At 59.3% G+C, this 16,622-nt stretch carries 20 protein-coding genes and 1 pseudogene; 10 read left to right on the forward strand and 11 right to left on the reverse strand.

What is annotated here, in order from left to right; all coding sequences use genetic code 11:
• Positions 1 to 70: 70 nt before the first annotated feature.
• A complete protein-coding gene (locus tag ACZZ0A_RS14485; protein WP_447786128.1) occupies positions 71 to 604 on the reverse strand; it encodes a cysteine hydrolase family protein in 534 nt (177 codons plus the stop codon).
• A 67-nt stretch (positions 605 to 671) separates the two neighbouring features.
• Positions 672 to 2,399 (reverse strand): gamma-glutamyltransferase, encoded by a 1,728-nt coding sequence (gene ggt / locus ACZZ0A_RS14490; RefSeq protein ID WP_463543373.1) that lies wholly within the window; start codon positions 2,397 to 2,399, stop codon positions 672 to 674.
• 155 nt (positions 2,400 to 2,554) lie between these two features.
• Here ggt and ACZZ0A_RS14495 point away from each other — a divergent pair, with 155 nt between their 5' ends.
• Positions 2,555 to 3,070, forward strand: a complete 516-nt coding sequence (locus ACZZ0A_RS14495) for a methylated-DNA--[protein]-cysteine S-methyltransferase (protein WP_463543374.1) — start codon at positions 2,555 to 2,557, stop codon at positions 3,068 to 3,070.
• Between the two features lie 94 nt (positions 3,071 to 3,164).
• On the opposite strand, the gene ACZZ0A_RS14500 is transcribed toward ACZZ0A_RS14495, so the two are convergent.
• The 4 genes and pseudogenes from ACZZ0A_RS14500 to ACZZ0A_RS14515 form a co-directional block, all read right to left on the reverse strand.
• Positions 3,165 to 3,755, reverse strand: a complete 591-nt coding sequence (locus tag ACZZ0A_RS14500; protein ID WP_095113673.1) for an NUDIX domain-containing protein — start codon at positions 3,753 to 3,755, stop codon at positions 3,165 to 3,167.
• A gap of 151 nt (positions 3,756 to 3,906) precedes the next feature.
• Positions 3,907 to 4,908, reverse strand: a pseudogene (locus tag ACZZ0A_RS14505) (chitinase); the annotation flags it as partial.
• 43 nt (positions 4,909 to 4,951) lie between these two features.
• Positions 4,952 to 5,581 carry a lytic polysaccharide monooxygenase auxiliary activity family 9 protein gene (locus ACZZ0A_RS14510; protein WP_095113674.1) on the reverse strand — a complete coding sequence of 210 codons (630 nt, stop codon included), beginning with the start codon at positions 5,579 to 5,581 and terminating at the stop codon, positions 4,952 to 4,954.
• Positions 5,582 to 5,802: 221 nt separating this feature from the next.
• The gene (locus tag ACZZ0A_RS14515) at positions 5,803 to 6,240 is read right to left on the reverse strand and encodes a hemerythrin domain-containing protein (protein ID WP_007908104.1); all 438 of its coding nucleotides are present in this window, start codon (positions 6,238 to 6,240) and stop codon (positions 5,803 to 5,805) included.
• 148 nt (positions 6,241 to 6,388) lie between these two features.
• On the opposite strand from ACZZ0A_RS14515, the gene ACZZ0A_RS14520 reads away from it, so the two are divergent.
• Positions 6,389 to 6,814 (forward strand): GNAT family N-acetyltransferase, encoded by a 426-nt coding sequence (locus ACZZ0A_RS14520; protein WP_123376627.1) that lies wholly within the window; start codon positions 6,389 to 6,391, stop codon positions 6,812 to 6,814.
• Positions 6,815 to 6,910: 96 nt separating this feature from the next.
• Here ACZZ0A_RS14520 and ACZZ0A_RS14525 read toward each other — a convergent pair whose 3' ends face one another.
• A complete protein-coding gene (locus ACZZ0A_RS14525; RefSeq protein WP_095113675.1) occupies positions 6,911 to 7,261 on the reverse strand; it encodes a hypothetical protein in 351 nt (116 codons plus the stop codon).
• Between the two features lie 134 nt (positions 7,262 to 7,395).
• On the opposite strand from ACZZ0A_RS14525, the gene ACZZ0A_RS14530 reads away from it, so the two are divergent.
• The 8 genes from ACZZ0A_RS14530 to ACZZ0A_RS14565 all read left to right on the forward strand — a co-directional run bounded on the left by ACZZ0A_RS14530 (position 7,396) and on the right by ACZZ0A_RS14565 (position 12,122).
• Positions 7,396 to 7,725 (forward strand): DUF6388 family protein, encoded by a 330-nt coding sequence (locus ACZZ0A_RS14530; RefSeq protein ID WP_463543375.1) that lies wholly within the window; start codon positions 7,396 to 7,398, stop codon positions 7,723 to 7,725.
• Positions 7,726 to 7,750: 25 nt separating this feature from the next.
• Positions 7,751 to 8,455, forward strand: coding sequence for a YoaK family protein (locus tag ACZZ0A_RS14535; protein WP_123376626.1), 705 nt, complete (start codon positions 7,751 to 7,753; stop codon positions 8,453 to 8,455).
• A gap of 200 nt (positions 8,456 to 8,655) precedes the next feature.
• Entirely contained in the window at positions 8,656 to 9,048 is a 393-nt protein-coding gene (tusD, locus tag ACZZ0A_RS14540) for a sulfurtransferase complex subunit TusD (RefSeq protein ID WP_007908093.1), read from the forward strand.
• Position 9,049: 1 nt separating this feature from the next.
• Positions 9,050 to 9,406, forward strand: coding sequence for a sulfurtransferase complex subunit TusC (gene tusC, locus ACZZ0A_RS14545; protein WP_414893779.1), 357 nt, complete (start codon positions 9,050 to 9,052; stop codon positions 9,404 to 9,406).
• On the forward strand, positions 9,406 to 9,699 hold the full coding sequence (gene tusB, locus ACZZ0A_RS14550) for a sulfurtransferase complex subunit TusB (RefSeq protein ID WP_007908088.1): 294 nt from the start codon (positions 9,406 to 9,408) through the stop codon (positions 9,697 to 9,699). Before tusC ends, tusB begins: the two co-directional genes overlap by 1 nt.
• Complete coding sequence (locus ACZZ0A_RS14555) at positions 9,696 to 10,031, forward strand: TusE/DsrC/DsvC family sulfur relay protein (RefSeq protein WP_007908084.1); 336 nt, start codon at positions 9,696 to 9,698, stop codon at positions 10,029 to 10,031. The genes tusB and ACZZ0A_RS14555 overlap by 4 nt, the downstream gene beginning before the upstream one ends.
• Positions 10,028 to 11,029, forward strand: a complete 1,002-nt coding sequence (locus tag ACZZ0A_RS14560; RefSeq protein ID WP_463543376.1) for a glycosyl transferase family protein — start codon at positions 10,028 to 10,030, stop codon at positions 11,027 to 11,029. The genes ACZZ0A_RS14555 and ACZZ0A_RS14560 overlap by 4 nt, the downstream gene beginning before the upstream one ends.
• 91 nt (positions 11,030 to 11,120) lie before the next feature.
• Positions 11,121 to 12,122, forward strand: a complete 1,002-nt coding sequence (locus ACZZ0A_RS14565; RefSeq protein WP_007908082.1) for a glutathione S-transferase family protein — start codon at positions 11,121 to 11,123, stop codon at positions 12,120 to 12,122.
• 94 nt (positions 12,123 to 12,216) lie between these two features.
• On the opposite strand, the gene cysG is transcribed toward ACZZ0A_RS14565, so the two are convergent.
• From cysG to ACZZ0A_RS14585, 4 genes are read right to left on the reverse strand one after another with little or no spacing between them, the layout of a single operon-like run.
• Positions 12,217 to 13,611: a siroheme synthase CysG gene (cysG, locus tag ACZZ0A_RS14570; protein ID WP_414893781.1), complete on the reverse strand. Its 1,395-nt coding sequence runs from the start codon at positions 13,609 to 13,611 to the stop codon at positions 12,217 to 12,219.
• Complete coding sequence (gene serS, locus ACZZ0A_RS14575) at positions 13,612 to 14,892, reverse strand: serine--tRNA ligase (protein WP_007908080.1); 1,281 nt, start codon at positions 14,890 to 14,892, stop codon at positions 13,612 to 13,614. It lies immediately after the preceding gene.
• A gap of 15 nt (positions 14,893 to 14,907) precedes the next feature.
• Positions 14,908 to 15,282: a fluoride efflux transporter CrcB gene (gene crcB / locus ACZZ0A_RS14580; RefSeq protein WP_007908079.1), complete on the reverse strand. Its 375-nt coding sequence runs from the start codon at positions 15,280 to 15,282 to the stop codon at positions 14,908 to 14,910.
• Positions 15,282 to 16,604, reverse strand: a complete 1,323-nt coding sequence (locus ACZZ0A_RS14585; protein WP_007908078.1) for a replication-associated recombination protein A — start codon at positions 16,602 to 16,604, stop codon at positions 15,282 to 15,284. Before ACZZ0A_RS14585 ends, crcB begins: the two co-directional genes overlap by 1 nt.
• Between the last annotated feature and the right edge of the window lie 18 nt (positions 16,605 to 16,622).

Consider the following 16,622-nt stretch of genomic DNA (forward strand, 5'->3'; position numbering starts at 1 on the left):
AGACGATGCTGCATCAAATGCCACACCGCTATCGCGAGCAGGCTCACTCCTACAGGTTTGGTGTGGGTAGTCAGAACCTGATGTCGGCGGCGGGTTTGACGTCGATGCGCGCCACGGAGCCGGTCAGGTGCGCCAGATCCTTGTTGTGCTCGGTGATGATGTCTTCGGCGCTCATGTTGCCGTTGTCGACGGTGGAATGCGCGTCGGCGGCGAGCACCACGTCATAACCCAGTTGATGGGCCTGGCGCACGGTGGCATTGACGCAGTAATCGGTTTGCAGACCGCAGATGAGCAGTTTTTCGAAATCTTCGCTCGGCAACAGTTTGCGCAAGTCAGTCTGGTAGAACGAATCCGGGGTGGTCTTGCGTACGCGCAAGTCTTTCGGCGATGTCTCAAGCCCTTCGGCCAGTTGCCAGCCTTCGGCACCATGGGCCAACGGGCTGTCCTTTTCTTCATGCTGGATCAGCACCACTGGCACACCTGCCTTGCGCGCGCGGGCGCTGAGGCCGTTGATGGTGTCGATTACACGGTGAATGTCATGGCACTGGTATTCGCCCGAGCAGAGGGCGCGCTGGACGTCGATGATCAGCAATGCGGTGGTCATGATGAGCCTTCCTTGATCAGTCCTTGAGACGGGGGCGGATGTGAGCCCGCCCCCTTTTTTACGCTTCTTAGTAACCCAGTGACAAGCCAGTGTTGCGGCGTGGATCGTTGGCGCCGTAGAAACGGTTTTTCCCGACGGGTTTACCCCCCAGCGACGGTGCGCCGACCAGAATCGCGGCGATGTGATTGGCGTCCTGCGGCCCGGCGAATTTGTGGCCCCAGCTTTCGAGGAGCTTCTTCGTGTCGGGGCTGGCGGCGAAGTCTTCGAGGTTGGTTTCTTCCGGCATCCACTGCTGGTGGAAGCGTGGCGCGTCGACCGCCTCCTGCAAGCCCATGCCGTAGTCGATGACATTGAGCATGGTCAGCAACGTCGCGGTGATGATGCGGCTCCCGCCCGGCGTGCCGACCACCATCACCACTTTGCCGTCCTTGGTGACAATGGTCGGGCTCATCGATGACAGCGGTGCCTTGCCCGGGGCAATCGCATTGGCTTCACCCTGCACCAGACCGTACATGTTCGGCACGCCGACCTTGGAGGTGAAGTCGTCCATTTCATCGTTGAGGATCACCCCGGTCTTGCTTGCCATCACGCCGGCGCCGAACCAATCGTTGAGGGTGTAGGTGACCGACACCGCATTGCCCCACTTGTCGACGATCGAATAGTGGGTAGTGTTGCTGCCTTCATGAGGCGCTACACCAGGCTTGAGCTCAGCCGACACGCCGGCCTTTTGCGGCTGGATGGCATCGCGCAGTTTGGTCGCGTAGTTCTTGTCCAGCAGGTGCTCGATCGGATTTTTGACGAAATCCGGATCGCCGAGATAGCTGTTGCGATCGACATACGCGTGACGCATCGCTTCGATCTGGTAGTGCATGCCCTGAGCGGAATGGAAGCCCAGGTCCTTCATCGGATAGCCTTCGAGGATGTTCATGATCTGGCAGATCACTACCCCGCCAGAGCTTGGCGGCGGCGCCGAGACCACGTGGTAACCACGGTAATCACACTCCACCGGTGCCAGTTCGCGGGTATTGTATTTGTCGAGGTCGGCCTGGGTAATGATGCCTTTGTTGGCCTGACTGGAAGTGACAATGGCATCGGCTACCCAGCCTTTATAGAAGCCGTCGGCGCCTTTCTCGGAAATGGTCCGCAGGGTCTTGCCGAGGTCCTTTTGCACCAGTTTCTGCCCGACCTGCATCGGCTCGCCTTTGCTGAGGAAGATCGAGCCAGAATCGCGCATGTCCTTCTTGAACACGTCGGTGGCGTACTCCAGCAGTTCGACGTCACCCTGCTCCAGTTCAAAACCGTCTTCCGCCAGTTTGATCGCCGGTGCAATCATTTCCTTGCGTGGCTTGGTCCCGTATTTGCTCAGCGCCAGTTCCATGCCGGACACCGTGCCCGGTACGCCCACCGCCAAATGTCCACGGGTGCTGAGATCGGGAATTACGTTGCCTTCCTTGTCGAGGTACATGTTGGCGGTGGCCGCCAGCGGCGCTTTTTCGCGGAAATCGAGGAAGGTCTTACGCCCGTCCGCCAGTTGAATGGTCATGAAGCCGCCTCCACCGAGGTTGCCCGCTGCGGGGTAAACCACCGCCAGCGCGTACCCCACGGCGACCGCCGCGTCGACGGCATTGCCGCCACTTTTCAGTACGTCGACGCCGACATGGGTGGCCAGATGTTGCGCGGTGACCACCATGCCGTTTTCGGCGGCAACCGGAGCGACTGACGCCGCGTGAGCCATGAGACAGCTGAGTGCCAGTGAGGTCGCTATCAGCGACTTGGCCAAAGGTTCGTACTTCATGAGTCGATCTCTTTTTTGTTGTTTTCAGGGTCTGTGCAAAACAGAGGGGGAACGCTGCAAGAGCACCAAGCAGTATGGTCGGCTTTGCGTATTGCGCCTCCCCGATCAGGCAGTATGCTGGGCGCTGTTGCCGCCCTGATCCGGAGTCTGCCGTCATGCCTTACACGTTCATCACCCTGCCCTCGCCCGTCGGCGAGCTGAAGCTGGTCGCGAACGGTTCACGACTGGCAGCCATCCTCTGGGAAAATGACAAACCGAACCGTGTGCGCCTCGGCCCGATGAGTGAGGCACCCAACAATCCGATCCTGATTCGAACGGCTCGACAACTTGAAGAATATTTTTCCGGGACGCGTGACTGTTTTGATCTGGAACTGAATTTCGCTGGCACCGAGTTTCAGAAAAAGGTCTGGGCGGCGCTGCTGACCATTCCATTCGGCGAGACGCGGACCTACAGCCAGATTGCCGAACAGATAGGCAATCCCAGCGCCGTGCGGGCAGTGGGCGCAGCGAACGGACGCAACCCGATCTCCATTGTCGCGCCGTGTCATCGAGTGATCGGCGCGTCGGGGAAGCTCACCGGGTTTGCCGGTGGGCTAGAGGCGAAAGAGCGCCTGCTGACACTTGAAGGTGGCGACTGGTCGCAGATTGGCAAAACCGGGGATTTGTTTTAGTCAGTCAATACAGATCAAGAGATCGCAGCCTTCGGCAGCTCCTACCTGGAATGCGTTTTCCTGTAGGAGCTGCCGAAGGCTGCGATCTTTTGATTTATTGGGCAAAAAGGTTATTCATCGCCGCATATTGCAACAGCATGATGGTCTTGGCGTCGCAGATCTCGCCGCGCTGAAACGCCGCCAACGCGTCGTCGAATCGCCACTCCAGCACTTCCAGTTCTTCGGTCTCCTCTTCCAGACCACCACCGTCGCTAACCTTCGATGCGGCGTCGTATTCGGCAATGAAAAAATGCAGTTTCTCGGTCACCGAGCCAGGGCTCATGTAAGCCTCGAACACCTTCGTCACATCGTGCACGCGATACCCGGTTTCCTCTTCGGCTTCATCGCGAATCCGTTGCTCCGGCGCTGCACCTTCGAGCAACCCGGCCGCCACCTCGATCAACAAACCATCGTGGCCATTGACGAATACCGGCAAACGAAACTGCCGGGTCAGCACCACCGTGCGCTGCTCGCGGTTGAACAACAGAATCGCAGCGCCATTGCCACGGTCGTAAACCTCACGGGTCTGACGCTGCCACTCGCCATTGTTGCGGTGATAGTCGAAGGTGATTTTCTTCAGTAGATACCAGTCATGGGACAACACTTGAGTGTCGACAATGTTGACCCGCTCGGCTGTGTTGGACATGACGCCTGATCCTGTTCCTGAGTAAGTCGCCATGGTCGAATAATTGCGCAAACAAAAAAAGCCCGGCAGCGCTACCGGGCTTCTTCATTTGCAACTAACGAGCGATAAACGATTGCTTATCATCGAAAGCTTGCCCTGCGGCGGGTACCCCGTGAATCAACGGCCCATAACGCCGGCTGAACTCCCAGTTGTATGGCACGCCATCCTTGCTGGTACCGTTATCCCAATTCACCGACCAGGTCATCAGGCCTTTGATCGGTATCCCCTTGATCGCCAGACGCTTGAGGACATTCCCGACCACGGTTTTGTCGATCACATAACCGGTGGCTGCCGCATCGTTATTGGCCGGCAGACCGATGACGAACTTGTCCGCCGGGATCCGCGTGAAGCCACGTGTGCCGGTCACCAGACTTTCGGTCAGGTAGTAAAGGAAATCCTCCTTCAGCGCATCGTTGTTCTGCGCAATCCACGCACCCGCGCCGTTGTTCGCCTCCGGTACCCAAACGCCGTCACCGCCCTGGTTGTAGAACTGTGGGGCGATGAAGTCGTAGTAGCCTTCCAGTGCCTGCAAATAGCTGATGTATTTCCCGGTGCTGGTCAGGTACGGAAACTCCGGAGCCATGCTGATGATGAAGTGCTTGCCCTGGCCTGCGTAGTGATCCTTGACCAGTTTCAGTGCGGCCGGCAGAACTGTCTTGTTGGCAGCGAAATCAATCGCGCTCTGTTCAAGATCGATGTCCAGACCGTCGAAGCCGTAGGTTTCCACCAGACGAATGATTTCATTGGCCAGCGGTTGTTCCTGACCGCTGCGCAATTCGATGTGCGCATCGGCGCCGCCGAGGGAAATCAACACGGCCCGTCCCTGGCTGTTGAGTACGCCGACCTGGCGGCGGAACTCGGCATCGGAAACGTTGAACGGTTTGAAGGTCGGAATCCCGCTGCCCTTCATAAAAGCGACCGCAACCACGTTGTACTCCTTGGGTACGTCCTCCAGCGAGAGGCTGGCAAAGCGGCCCTGGCGGTAACCATCGCTCGGGCCTGCGGGCCAGTTGTGCCAGAAGCCCATAAGGACCTTTTTGCCGGCAATGCTCGGCATCAGCGAGGCGGCATCGCTCGCCGCGTTTTGCACTAAAGAGAAATCGATTTTTGACATGTTCTAATCCTTCAGAACGTGTGGGTTTGGCGACGCTGCGCCGTTATTTGAAGTCGACGTCGAAAGCCTGATAGAAGGCGTTGCCGGTGTTGGCGACGATCCACATCAGCACGATCACGTGATGGCCTCTTTTGTTGGCCGGCAGTTTCACCGCGTGATTGACCTTGGCCTTCAACTCATTCGGGTAGCTGTAATAAGGCACCTGAGTGTAGAAGTCCTCGAAGAACGGTTGGGCTTCCAGTTGCGCACGGGTAATGCGCTGTTTCGGGTCCCAGCCGTCCTTGGTGATCAGCCAGCGGTAGCCGCGGGTGGTGTGTGGTGCGGTGTATTCCCACTTGATTTCGAGGGTTTGTCCCGGGGTGACATTGAGCAGCGGCCAAGTGAACGGACGAGCGAGTTTCTTGCTCATTTCGTCATTGGTGAAGTTCACACAGTCGCGGGCATCGGTCTTGCCGCCGCTGAGGATGTAGCCATCGGCCGGTGGCGTGACGCTGTCCGAGTCGCTCTGGTAAGGCGCCGGAAATGGCCCCGCCGCCAGCGCCGGGAAGTTCTTGCCGCCTTCCATTTCGTTGACCTGCCAGGCGCCGAGCAATCCTTGCTCAATCGCTACCGCACCGCGGCTTGCAGGGGAAATGACACGACCGTGTCGCAGTTGGGTTTGTGGTTGATTCATGTTTTTCACTCCGTTGATTTAAGAACTCTCCTTTCCGAGGAGAGGCCTTCAAGCTAACGGAGACGGATTTTTTGTCCATCGGCGGTTTTGTCGCAGTCAGCAGCCTTGAACCGTAAAAACACCGCAAATACTGGATGCATATACAGTCTTTTGCGACAACGCCCACCAGAGATGACGACAAAAGATTACACGCCAATGCTACAAAGACTGCCATTCAGTGATTACGGCAATTGTTCCTGAAACTCCTTTTCGTATTGCCCGGCGAGTTGTTCTTTCTGTTTTTCGCTGAGCAATTTGCCAGCCATCTGGAAGAACTTCTGTTCCTCTTCCTTCAGGTGATGGTGAACTTTGTCAGAGAGCTTCTTGGCGGTGGCCAGCCAGGCCGGGCTGGACATCTCGGTCTCATCGAGTTCTTCCATCATCTCGTCCATTTCATGATGTTCCGCGATGGCATGGCGGCTCAAATCGACACCGTCATCAAGCTCCATCAACGGAATGTAGAAATGGCGCTCTTCGGCGGTTTCATGGGCCTGGAGTTCTGCCTTGAGCTGTTTGTAGGCTTCGACCCGCTCCGGCGTATCGCCGCTGGTTTCGATCAAGGTCTTGGCGTAAGTACGCTGGCGGTCATGGCTTTCGCGAAGGGCTTCGAAAATATTCATGGGGGTTCCTCATCAACCGCGTGCTGGAATGACGCTGTAAAGCCTAGACCCCGAGGCGAGAGCGGCAGTTCCACCGGGTTGAAGAAGGGCTTGGAAGATGGCCGCGGGGCAGGATAGGCTGCGAATTCAAACAACAAGGAAGTCATGCATGAACTTACGCATCGAGCAGTCACAAAACCCGACCGAAGAAGAACGCACAGCCATCCTCGCGCCGCTGCGTGCGCACAACGTTGCCAACGCCGGACCGTCGACCTTCGAGCCGATCGCTCTGTTAGTGCGTGATGAACACGACGCGATCCTCGGAGGTTTGTATGCCCACACGTTCTATCGTTGGCTGTTCATTGAGTTACTGGCCGTGCCGGAGCAAGGTCGCGGCAAGGGTATCGGCTCGCAGTTGATGCAGAGGGCGGAAGATCTGGCACGGGAAAAAGACTGCGTTGGCATCTGGCTCGACACCTTCTCCTTCCAGGCACCGGAGTTTTACAAGAAGCTTGGATTTAGCGAATGCGGAGAGATTCTGGATTATCCACTGGGGCATAAGCGGCATTTCTTCCAGAAGCGATTGATCGGTTGAATGTTGCGGCCCCTTCGTCGGAAGGCCATCCGGAGCGAGCCTGCTCCGGGCGGCCTTCCGACGAAGGCGGGTTGAGCATCACTGCGACAATTGCCCCTACAGGCAGGTCGCCAACGCCGCCAACCGGCGCTTGGCGACAAAGTCATCCTTCTGCGCGTAGTAATTCAACGTCGTGCCCGATGCCTGGGTAATCACGTCGACAAACGACTCTGCCGAACGGGTGTACACCGTCGTCCCGCCGGACTTGCGCGGTTCCAGATACGCCGCCGCATCCACACCGAACACCGCTTCGTCCTGCCAACCAAACTGCACACACTGCGCCACGACTTTTTCAGCCTTGTCCGACGTCAACACCTTGTACGGGGTTTTCGTGCGAGCATCGTCCATCACCGAGCCTGCGCAACCGGCCAGCAATGTCGCGGCCAGCGCTACCATCAGAATTCGCATTGCATTCGCTCATTCAGAAAAAAGCGGACTGTATCATCGCAGCAGCAGGAATCGTTCTGCTTTACTGCATTTATAGCGCGACACGCGCAGGTCGCTGCGGCAACCTAAGCTCATCAGCCTCACAAGGAAAACACATGGCGCCTACCGACCAGCGACATGAACATGCCCTGAAAGTGTTTCTCGACGCGCGTCCCGAACTGCGCGAAACCCTCGATCACCTCAACCCGTTGCTGGCTCAGGCCAAGGGCGAAACGCAGGCGCAATATCGTGAAGAACGACTGCATGAAGCGTTTGAAGAGGAAGCGGAAAGCCGCGGGTTGTTCGCCTGGGAATTGACCTTGCAACTGACCGCTGATTCGCCTGAGGCGTATCAGGCGCAGCGTCTGGAAGTGCATCGCGAAGTCGCGGAAATGGCCGGAATGGATTGGCTGGAATATTGCGATCTGTATGGCATAGAGCCGTAACCTCCGCCTAAGGACACCGCCACTCATGCTGCCATCCGCTTCGACTCACCGCGCCAGCCCCGGCCACCTGCACACACAGAAGTGGCGCGGGCGGATTGGTCTGGCGCTGGTGGCCAGCCTCTCGGTACTGGCCGGAATGACCGACGCCATTGGCTTTATGGCCAGCGGCGACTTCGTCTCGTTCATGAGCGGCAACACCACCCGACTTGCCGTGGCAATCAGCGATGGCGATGTCGGGCTGACTGCGCGATTGTTGATCCTCGTCGCAACATTTATTGTCGGCAATGCCTTGGGGGTTGTCGTCGCACGTTTTGGCGGACGCCGGGCGCTTCCTCTGCTGCTGTGTATCGCCACCCTGCTGTGCGCGGCGGCGGCCTGGCCATTCGACACGCAACTGCCAGCGCTGCTGGCGGCGATCATAGCGATGGGCATGCTCAACGCGGCGGTCGAAGAAGTGAATGGCTTGCCGGTCGGGCTGACTTACGTGACTGGCGCGTTGTCGCGGTTCGGCCGTGGATTGGGCCGCTGGATGCTTGGCGAACGGCGCAGCGGCTGGCGGGTGCAGCTGGTGCCCTGGAGCGGAATGTTTATCGGCGCGATTCTGGGCGCAGTGCTGGAGCATCATCTTGGACTCAAGGCGATGTTCGTCAGCGGGTTGCTGGCCGCGATGATCGGGCTGCTCTCCCTGAAAATTCCGCGGCGCTGGCAACTGGGCTACATGCCTCGCTAATCAACGCCCGCCCCGTGCTCCCTGTAGGAGCTGTCGAGTGAAACGAGGCTGCGATCTTTTGATCTTGTTTTTCAAAATCAAAATCAACAGATCGCAGCGTGCCGCAGCTCCTACAGAGATCGTGTTTCCCTGTAAGCGCTGCGATCCTTTGCGGCCTGCAATGCTTTATCATGGCCGCAGTTTTGCTGATCGAGTCCGTCATGAAGTTTGCCATCGCGCTGTTTTCCGCCGCCCATGCGCCCTCCTCGCGCCGCGCCCTGCTGTTTGCGCAGGCTGCGCTGGCCGGCGGGCATGAGATCGTCCGGCTGTTTTTCTATCAGGACGGCGTTTATAACGCCTCGGATGCGCTCGTCACCCCGCAGGACGAACTGGATTTGCCCAAACAATGGCGCAGCTTCATAACCGAGCAGAATCTGGATGGCGTGGTGTGTATCGCCGCCGCCCTGCGTCGCGGTGCGCTCAACGCTGAAGAAGCCAAACGCTATCAACGTGACGCCGTCTCAGTCAGCGCGCCGTGGGAATTGTCCGGCCTCGGTCAGTTGCATGACGCGGTGCAAGACGCCGACCGTTTGATCTGCTTTGGAGGTGCGTGAGATGGCCAAGTCCCTGTTGATCATCAGCCGCCAGTCGCCGTGGTCTGGCCCCGGCGCTCGTGAAGCGCTGGACATCGTGCTGGCCGGTGGCGCCTTCGATCTGCCCGTTGGCTTGCTGTTTCTGGATGATGGCGTGCTGCAACTCGCCGCCGGGCAAAACGCCAAGACCCTGCAACAGAAAGACCTCAGCGCCAACCTGCAGGCGCTGTCGATGTTCGGCGTAGAAGAACTGTTTTACTGCGCCGACAGCGCCAGCACACGCGGTCTCGGCAATCTGTCGCTGGCCGAAGCGCAGCCGCTGGCCGCCGAACAAATCACCGCCCTTATTGACCGTTACGACCAGGTGATCACCCTCTGATGTCGACTTTGCATGTGTTGTCTCATTCCCCGTTCGGCGACGATCGCCTGAGCAGTTGCCTGCGCCTGATCGGCAGCGCTGATGCCCTGCTGCTGTCCGGCGATGCCGTCTATGCATTGCAACCGGGCACAGCGCCATTCACCGATCTGCAAAGCCGCCAGATCAAACTGTGGGTTCTGGCCGAAGATGCACAGGCTCGCGCCATCGAAGTCCCGGACTGGGCCGAAGCGATCGATTACCCGGCCTTCGTCGAACTGTCGATACACCACGACAAGGTCAACAGCTGGCTATGAATTCCATGACCGTCGGCGCCCGCGCCATCGAACTGGACAAGGATGGCTTTCTCGTCGACCTCAGCGACTGGTCGGCTGAGGTCGCCAGCGCCCTCGCCGCTGCCGAAGAGATAGAGTTGACTCCGGAGCACTGGGAAGTCCTCGAGCTGCTGCGCAGCTTCTATGCCGAATTCCAGCTGTCACCGGCCACCCGGCCGTTGATCAAGTACACCGCGTTGAAACTCGGCCCGGACAAAGGCAACAGCCTGCACCTGAACCGACTGTTCAAAGGCACCCCCGCCAAACTCGCCGCGAAACTGGCGGGCCTGCCCAAACCGACGAATTGCTTATGACCGACTTTCCAGCGCTGACCCTCGAAACGCCAGCCGAACATCCGTTCGCTCAATTCGTGCGAATCCTCGGCAAGGGCAAACGCGGCGCCCGCGACCTGACCCGTGAAGAAGCCCGCGAAGCGATGGGCCTGGTGCTCGACGACAAGGTCGAAGACACCCAGCTCGGCGCGTTCCTGATGTTGCTGCGGCACAAAGAAGAAAGCGCCGAGGAGATGGCCGGTTTCACCGAAGCCCTGCGCGAGCGCTTGCAGGCCCCCAAGCTGAACGTCGATCTGGACTGGCCGACCTATGCCGGCAAAAAGCGCCATCTGCCGTGGTACCTGCTGGCAGCCAAGTGTCTGGCACAGAACGGAGTGCGCATCTTTATGCACGGCGGCGGCGCGCACACGGCCGGGCGGCTGTACAGCGAGCAATTGCTCGGCGAATTGAACATCCCGTTGTGCCGGACCTGGCAGCAGACCGGCACGGCGCTGGACAACGGCGGACTGGCGCTCATGCCGCTGGTGGACTGGGCGCCACAACTGCAGAAGATGATCGACCTGCGCAACACCCTTGGCCTGCGCTCGCCGATTCATTCGCTGGCGAGGATTCTCAATCCGCTGGGCGCGCGTTGTGGGCTGCAGAGTATTTTCCATCCTGGCTATCAGGCCGTGCATCGCGATGCCAGCGGCTTGCTCGGCGACACGGCGATTGTGGTCAAGGGTGACGGTGGCGAAATCGAGATCAACCCGGATGCCAACAGTCACTTATACGGCACCACTGGCGGCGAGAGCTGGGACGAGGAATGGCCGCAATTGTCGGCGCAGCGCCACGTCAAACCGGCAACTTTGGACGTTGAACATCTGAAAGCGGTGTGGCGTGGCGACGTGGTCGACAGCTATCCACAAATGGCCCTGATTGCGACCATGGCCCTGGCCTTGCGCGGCCTCGGTCAAAACCGTGAGCAAGCCTTCGCAACCGCCGAGCAGTACTGGGCCGCGCGGAACAAATCGATTTAACCGATCATTCACGCCCGATCTTTGCGCTTTTTGTTCGAACTCATCGGAATAGACTCGACTCCAACGATTATTGGTTTACGGAGTCTTGATCATGGGTTTACTCGTCGATGGCCACTGGCAGGACAAGTGGTACGAAAGCAGCAAGGACGGCGCGTTCCAGCGTGAACAGGCCAAACGCCGCAACTGGGTGACCGCCAACGGTGAACCCGGCCCCAGCGGTGAAGGCGGTTTTGCCGCTGAAGCCGGGCGCTATCACCTATACGTTTCCCTCGCCTGTCCGTGGGCACATCGCACGCTGATCCTGCGCAAGCTCAAAGGCCTGGAAAGTCTGATCGACGTCTCGGTGGTCAGTTGGCTGATGCTGGAAAACGGCTGGACCTTCGACACGGCACTCGGCTCAACCGGCGACAAGCTCGATGGCTTCGACTTCATGCACCAGCGCTATACCGCCGACACGGCCGATTACACCGGCCGCGTTACTGTGCCGGTGCTGTGGGACAAGAAGCTCAAACGCATCGTCAGCAACGAATCAGCGGAGATCATCCGCATGTTCAACAGCGCGTTTGATGATCTGACCGGCAATGATCTGGATTTCTACCCAGCACCGTTGCGCGGTGAAATTGATGCGTTGAACGAGCGAATCTATCCGGCCGTGAACAACGGCGTTTATCGCGCAGGCTTTGCGACGTCGCAACAGGCTTATGAAGAAGCGTTCGATGAGGTGTTTGCCGAACTCGATCACCTTGAAGGCGTTTTAAGCGCAAACCGCTATCTGAGCGGCGAATACCTCACTGAAGCTGACGTGCGCCTGTTCACTACGATCATCCGGTTTGATGCGGTGTATCACGGGCACTTCAAGTGCAATCTGCGGCGCATTGCCGATTATCCGAACCTGTCGAACTGGCTGCGGGAGATGTATCAGTTGCCGGGGATTGCCGAGACGGTGGATTTCCAGCACATCAAGAATCACTACTACGGCAGTCACAAGACGATCAACCCGACGGGTGTTGTGCCGAAGGGGCCGGAGCAGGATTTCACCGTGGCGCATGATCGGGCGCGGTTGGCTGGGAAAGGGGTTTGGTTGAAGGGTTAATAGCAAAAAGCAAAAGATCGCAGCCTTCGGCAGCTCCTACAGGGAACCCATTCTCATGTAGGAGCTGCCGAAGGCTGCGATCTTTTGATCTGACTCAGACCTGCGCCTGAGCCCCTTCGAACCACGCCAGTTTCTCGCGCAGTTGCACCACTTCACCAACGATCACCAGTGTCGGCGCATGCACTTCATGCTCCGCCACCAATCGCGGCAGATCGGCCAGCGTGCCGGTAAAGACGCGCTGATTGACCGTGGTGCCCTGCTGAATCAACGCCGCCGGGGTATCTGCTGAACGACCATGTTTGATCAGTTGTTCGCAAATGACCGGCAAGCCGACCAGGCCCATATAGAACACCAGCGTCTGCGCCGGGGCGACAAGGTCGGCCCATGGCAGATCGGTGGAACCGTCCTTCAAATGCCCGGTGACAAAACGCACCGACTGCGCGTGATCACGATGGGTCAGCGGAATCCCGGCATACGCCGCGCAACCGCTGGCTGCGGTGATACCCGGCACCACCTGAAACGGAATGCCATGAGCGGCCAGTTCTTCGATCTCTTCGCCGCCACGGCCGAAGATAAACGGATCGCCGCCCTTCAACCGCACCACACGTTTGCCGGCCTTGGCCAGATCGACCAGTTGCTGGTTGATCTGATCCTGCGGCACGGCGTGATCAGCACGACGTTTGCCGACATAAACCCGCTCGGCATCGCGACGGCATAGCTCAAGAATCGCAGGTGCAACCAAACGGTCGTACAGCACCACGTCGGCTTGCTGCATCAGGCGCAAGGCCTTGAAGGTCAGCAGGTCCGGATCGCCCGGGCCTGCGCCGACCAGATACACCTCGCCGGTGGTGACCATGGCTTCGCCATCGATCTTGGCTTGCAGCAGACGTTCGGCCTCGGCGCCCTGCCCGGCCAGTTGCCGATCGGCAATCGGTCCCTGAAATACATCTTCCCAGAAACCACGACGCTGCTGCACATCCGGAAACAGGCCTTTCACCTGATTACGGAAACGCGCGGCGAGCCCGGCCAATTGGCCGTATGTCGACGGAATCCAGGTTTCGATCTTGGCGCGGATCAAACGCGCCAGCACCGGTGCATCGCCGCCGCTGGACACGGCAATGATCAGCGGCGAGCGATCGACGATCGCCGGGAAGATCACGCTGCACAAGGCCGGCGCGTCGACCACGTTGACCGGCACGCAGCGCTTATGAGCATCGGTGGAAACTTGTGCGTTCAGTGTCTCATCGTCGGTAGCGGCAATAATCAGCCCGCAACCGTCCAGATCTGCCTCGACGTAACCACGCAACAGGCATTCACCGCCAGAAGCAGCGACCAGCTCACGCAGTTGCGTTTCGATTTCAGGTGCGACCACCCGCAGCAGCGCACCGGCATCGGCCAGCAGGCGGGATTTGCGCAAGGCAATTTCCCCCCCACCGACGACCAACACACGACTGCCGCGCAGGTTGTGAAACAGCGGCAGATATTTCATTTAGCCGATGACCTCAAGGCCACCCATGTACGGCTTCAGCACGTCCGGCACACGGATCGAACCATCGGCCTGCTGGTAGTTTTCCAGCACGGCCACCAGGGTACGGCCAACAGCCAGACCGGAACCGTTCAAGGTGTGCACCAGCTCAGGCTTGCCGGTTTCCGGGTTACGGAAGCGCGCCTGCATGCGACGGGCCTGGAAATCGCCGCAGTTCGAGCACGAGGAGATTTCGCGGTACTTGTCCTGGCTCGGGATCCACACTTCCAGATCGTAAGTCTTGACCGCGCTGAAGCCCATGTCGCCGGTGCACAGTGCCAGGGTGCGATAAGGCAGACCGAGCAATTGCAGCACCTTTTCAGCGTTGGCAGTCAGACCTTCCAGCGCTTCCATCGAAGTCGATGGCTCAACGATCTGGACCATTTCAACTTTGTCGAACTGGTGCTGACGGATCATGCCGCGCGTGTCGCGACCCGACGCGCCGGCTTCGCTGCGGAAGCACGGAGTATGGGCAACGAACTTGATCGGCAGCAGTTTCGAATCGACGATTTCACCGGCCACGATGTTGGTCAGCGATACTTCGGCTGTCGGGATCAAATACAGATCGGCTTCGCCTTCGCGAGCGATCTTGAACAGGTCTTCTTCGAACTTCGGCAGTTGACCGGTGCCTTGCAGTGCCGGCGCCTGAACCAGATAAGGCGTGTACGCCTCTTCGTAGCCGTGCTCGTTGACGTGCAGGTTGATCATGAACTGCGCCAGTGCGCGGTGCAGACGGGCGATCGGGCCACGCAGCAGGGCAAAACGGGCGCCGGACAGCTTGGCGGCGGTTTCGAAATCCAGCCAGCCGAACTTCTCGCCCAGCGCCACGTGGTCTTTCACTTCGAAATCGAATGCAGTCGGCGTGCCCCAGCGGCGCACTTCAACGTTGTCGTCTTCGTCTTTGCCGACCGGAACGGATTCGTGTGGCAGGTTCGGGATGCCGAGCAGGATCGAGTCCAGTTCGGTCTGGATCGCGTCCAGTTCGACTTTACCGGCACTCAGTTCGCCCGCCATGCGCTCGACGTCCGCCATCAACGGCGCGATGTCTTCGCCGCGCTGCTTGGCCTGACCGATGGATTTGGAACGCGCGTTACGCTCAGCCTGCAGTGCTTCGGTGCGGGTCTGGACGGTCTTGCGCTGTTCTTCCAGCGCTTCGATGCGCGCGGTATCCAGGGCAAAGCCACGGGAAGCCAGGCGGTCCGCTACGTCCTGAAGGTTGCTACGTAACAGTTTGGAATCGAGCATGTCGGTTTCTCGTTATCAAAGTTTGGTCAAAGACAGGCCAGCCCACGTCGCGAGCAGCCCGCCGAATACGCTGAGCGCCGCATAGCCCAGGGCCAGCGGCACTTGCCCGCTTTCCAGCAGGCGCACCGTATCCAGTGAAAAGGATGAAAAAGTCGTCAGCCCCCCGAGGAAGCCGACCATCAACCCGGCACGCACCTCGATCGGCACTTCCGGGCGTATCAAAAACAGGCCGTACAACACGCCAATCAGCAGACAGCCCACGATATTAACGGCCAGCGTCGCGGTATAGAAGTGCCGCGGCCAATTGGCGTTGACCCAATTGCCGGTAGCGAAGCGCAACAAGGTGCCGGCAACCCCGCCGGCGGAGACCGCAATGATCAATGGAAGCACTATTTTCTCCGTTGCCGAGGGCTTAAACGATCAAGTTGAGCGAGGTGGTTGAGCTTCTCACCGATCTTCAACTCCAGGCCGCGCGGCACCGGTTGGTAAAACGGTATCGGCTCGAGTTCTTCCGGGAAATAGTCTTCGCCGGCGGCGTAGGCGTCTGGTTCGTCATGGGCGTAGCGGTATTCGTCGCCGTAGCCCAATTGTTTCATCAGTTTGGTCGGCGCGTTGCGCAGGTGCAGCGGCACTTCCAGCGAGCCGTTTTCGGCGGCGGCACGCAGCGCGGTTTTGAAGCCCATGTATACCGCGTTGCTTTTTGGCGCACAGGCCAGATAAGTAATGGCTTGAGCCACCGCCAACTCACCTTCGGGGCTGCCGAGGCGTTCCTGCACTTCCCACGCGGCGAGGCACAGGCTCAATGCGCGCGGGTCGGCGTTGCCGATGTCTTCGCTGGCCATGCGCACCACGCGTCGGGCCAGGTACAGCGGATCGCAACCGCCGTCGATCATCCGCGCAAACCAGTACAGCGCGCCATCGGGGTTGGAGCCGCGCACGGATTTGTGCAGCGCCGAGATCTGGTCGTAGAACGCTTCGCCGCCCTTGTCGAAACGCCGGCGCGTGTCGCCGAGCAGGCTTTGCAGCAGATCGATGCCCATCTCGCTGTTGTCATCGGCCAGATCGGAGGCATTCTCCAGCAGATTGAGCAGACGCCGGCCATCGCCATCGGCGGCCGATAGCAGCATCTGAAAACCCTCATCACTGAGGGTCAAGTTACGTTTGCCCAGCCCGCGCTCTTCGGTGAGCGCGCGGTGCACCAGTTTGCGCAGCGCCGCTTCGTCGAGGCTTTTCAGCACGTAGACGCGGGCGCGCGACAACAGAGCGTTGTTGAGCTCGAACGAAGGGTTTTCGGTGGTGGCGCCGATGAAGATCAGCGTGCCGTCTTCAACGTACGGCAGGAATGCGTCCTGCTGGGACTTGTTGAAGCGGTGCACTTCATCGACGAACAGAATCGTGCGCTTGCCGTACTGGCCGGCCTGCTGCTTGGCGATTTCAACGGCCTGACGGATCTCCTTGACCCCGGCGAGCACCGCCGAGACCGTTTCGAAGTGCGCATCGGAGACTTCCGCAAGCAACCGCGCCAAGGTGGTTTTACCCACGCCCGGCGGGCCCCAGAAGATCATCGAATGCAGGGCACCCTGCTCCAGCGCCTCACGCAGAGGTTTGCCGCGAGCGAGCACGTGCTCCTGACCGACGTACTCATCCAGATTGGTCGCACGCAAACGCGCGGCCAGTGGCTGGGCAATCGGTGCACTGCGAAACAGATCCATCACGTAGCGTTGAAACCT

The sequence above is a fragment of the Pseudomonas sp. AC242 genome, from assembly GCF_979258655.1.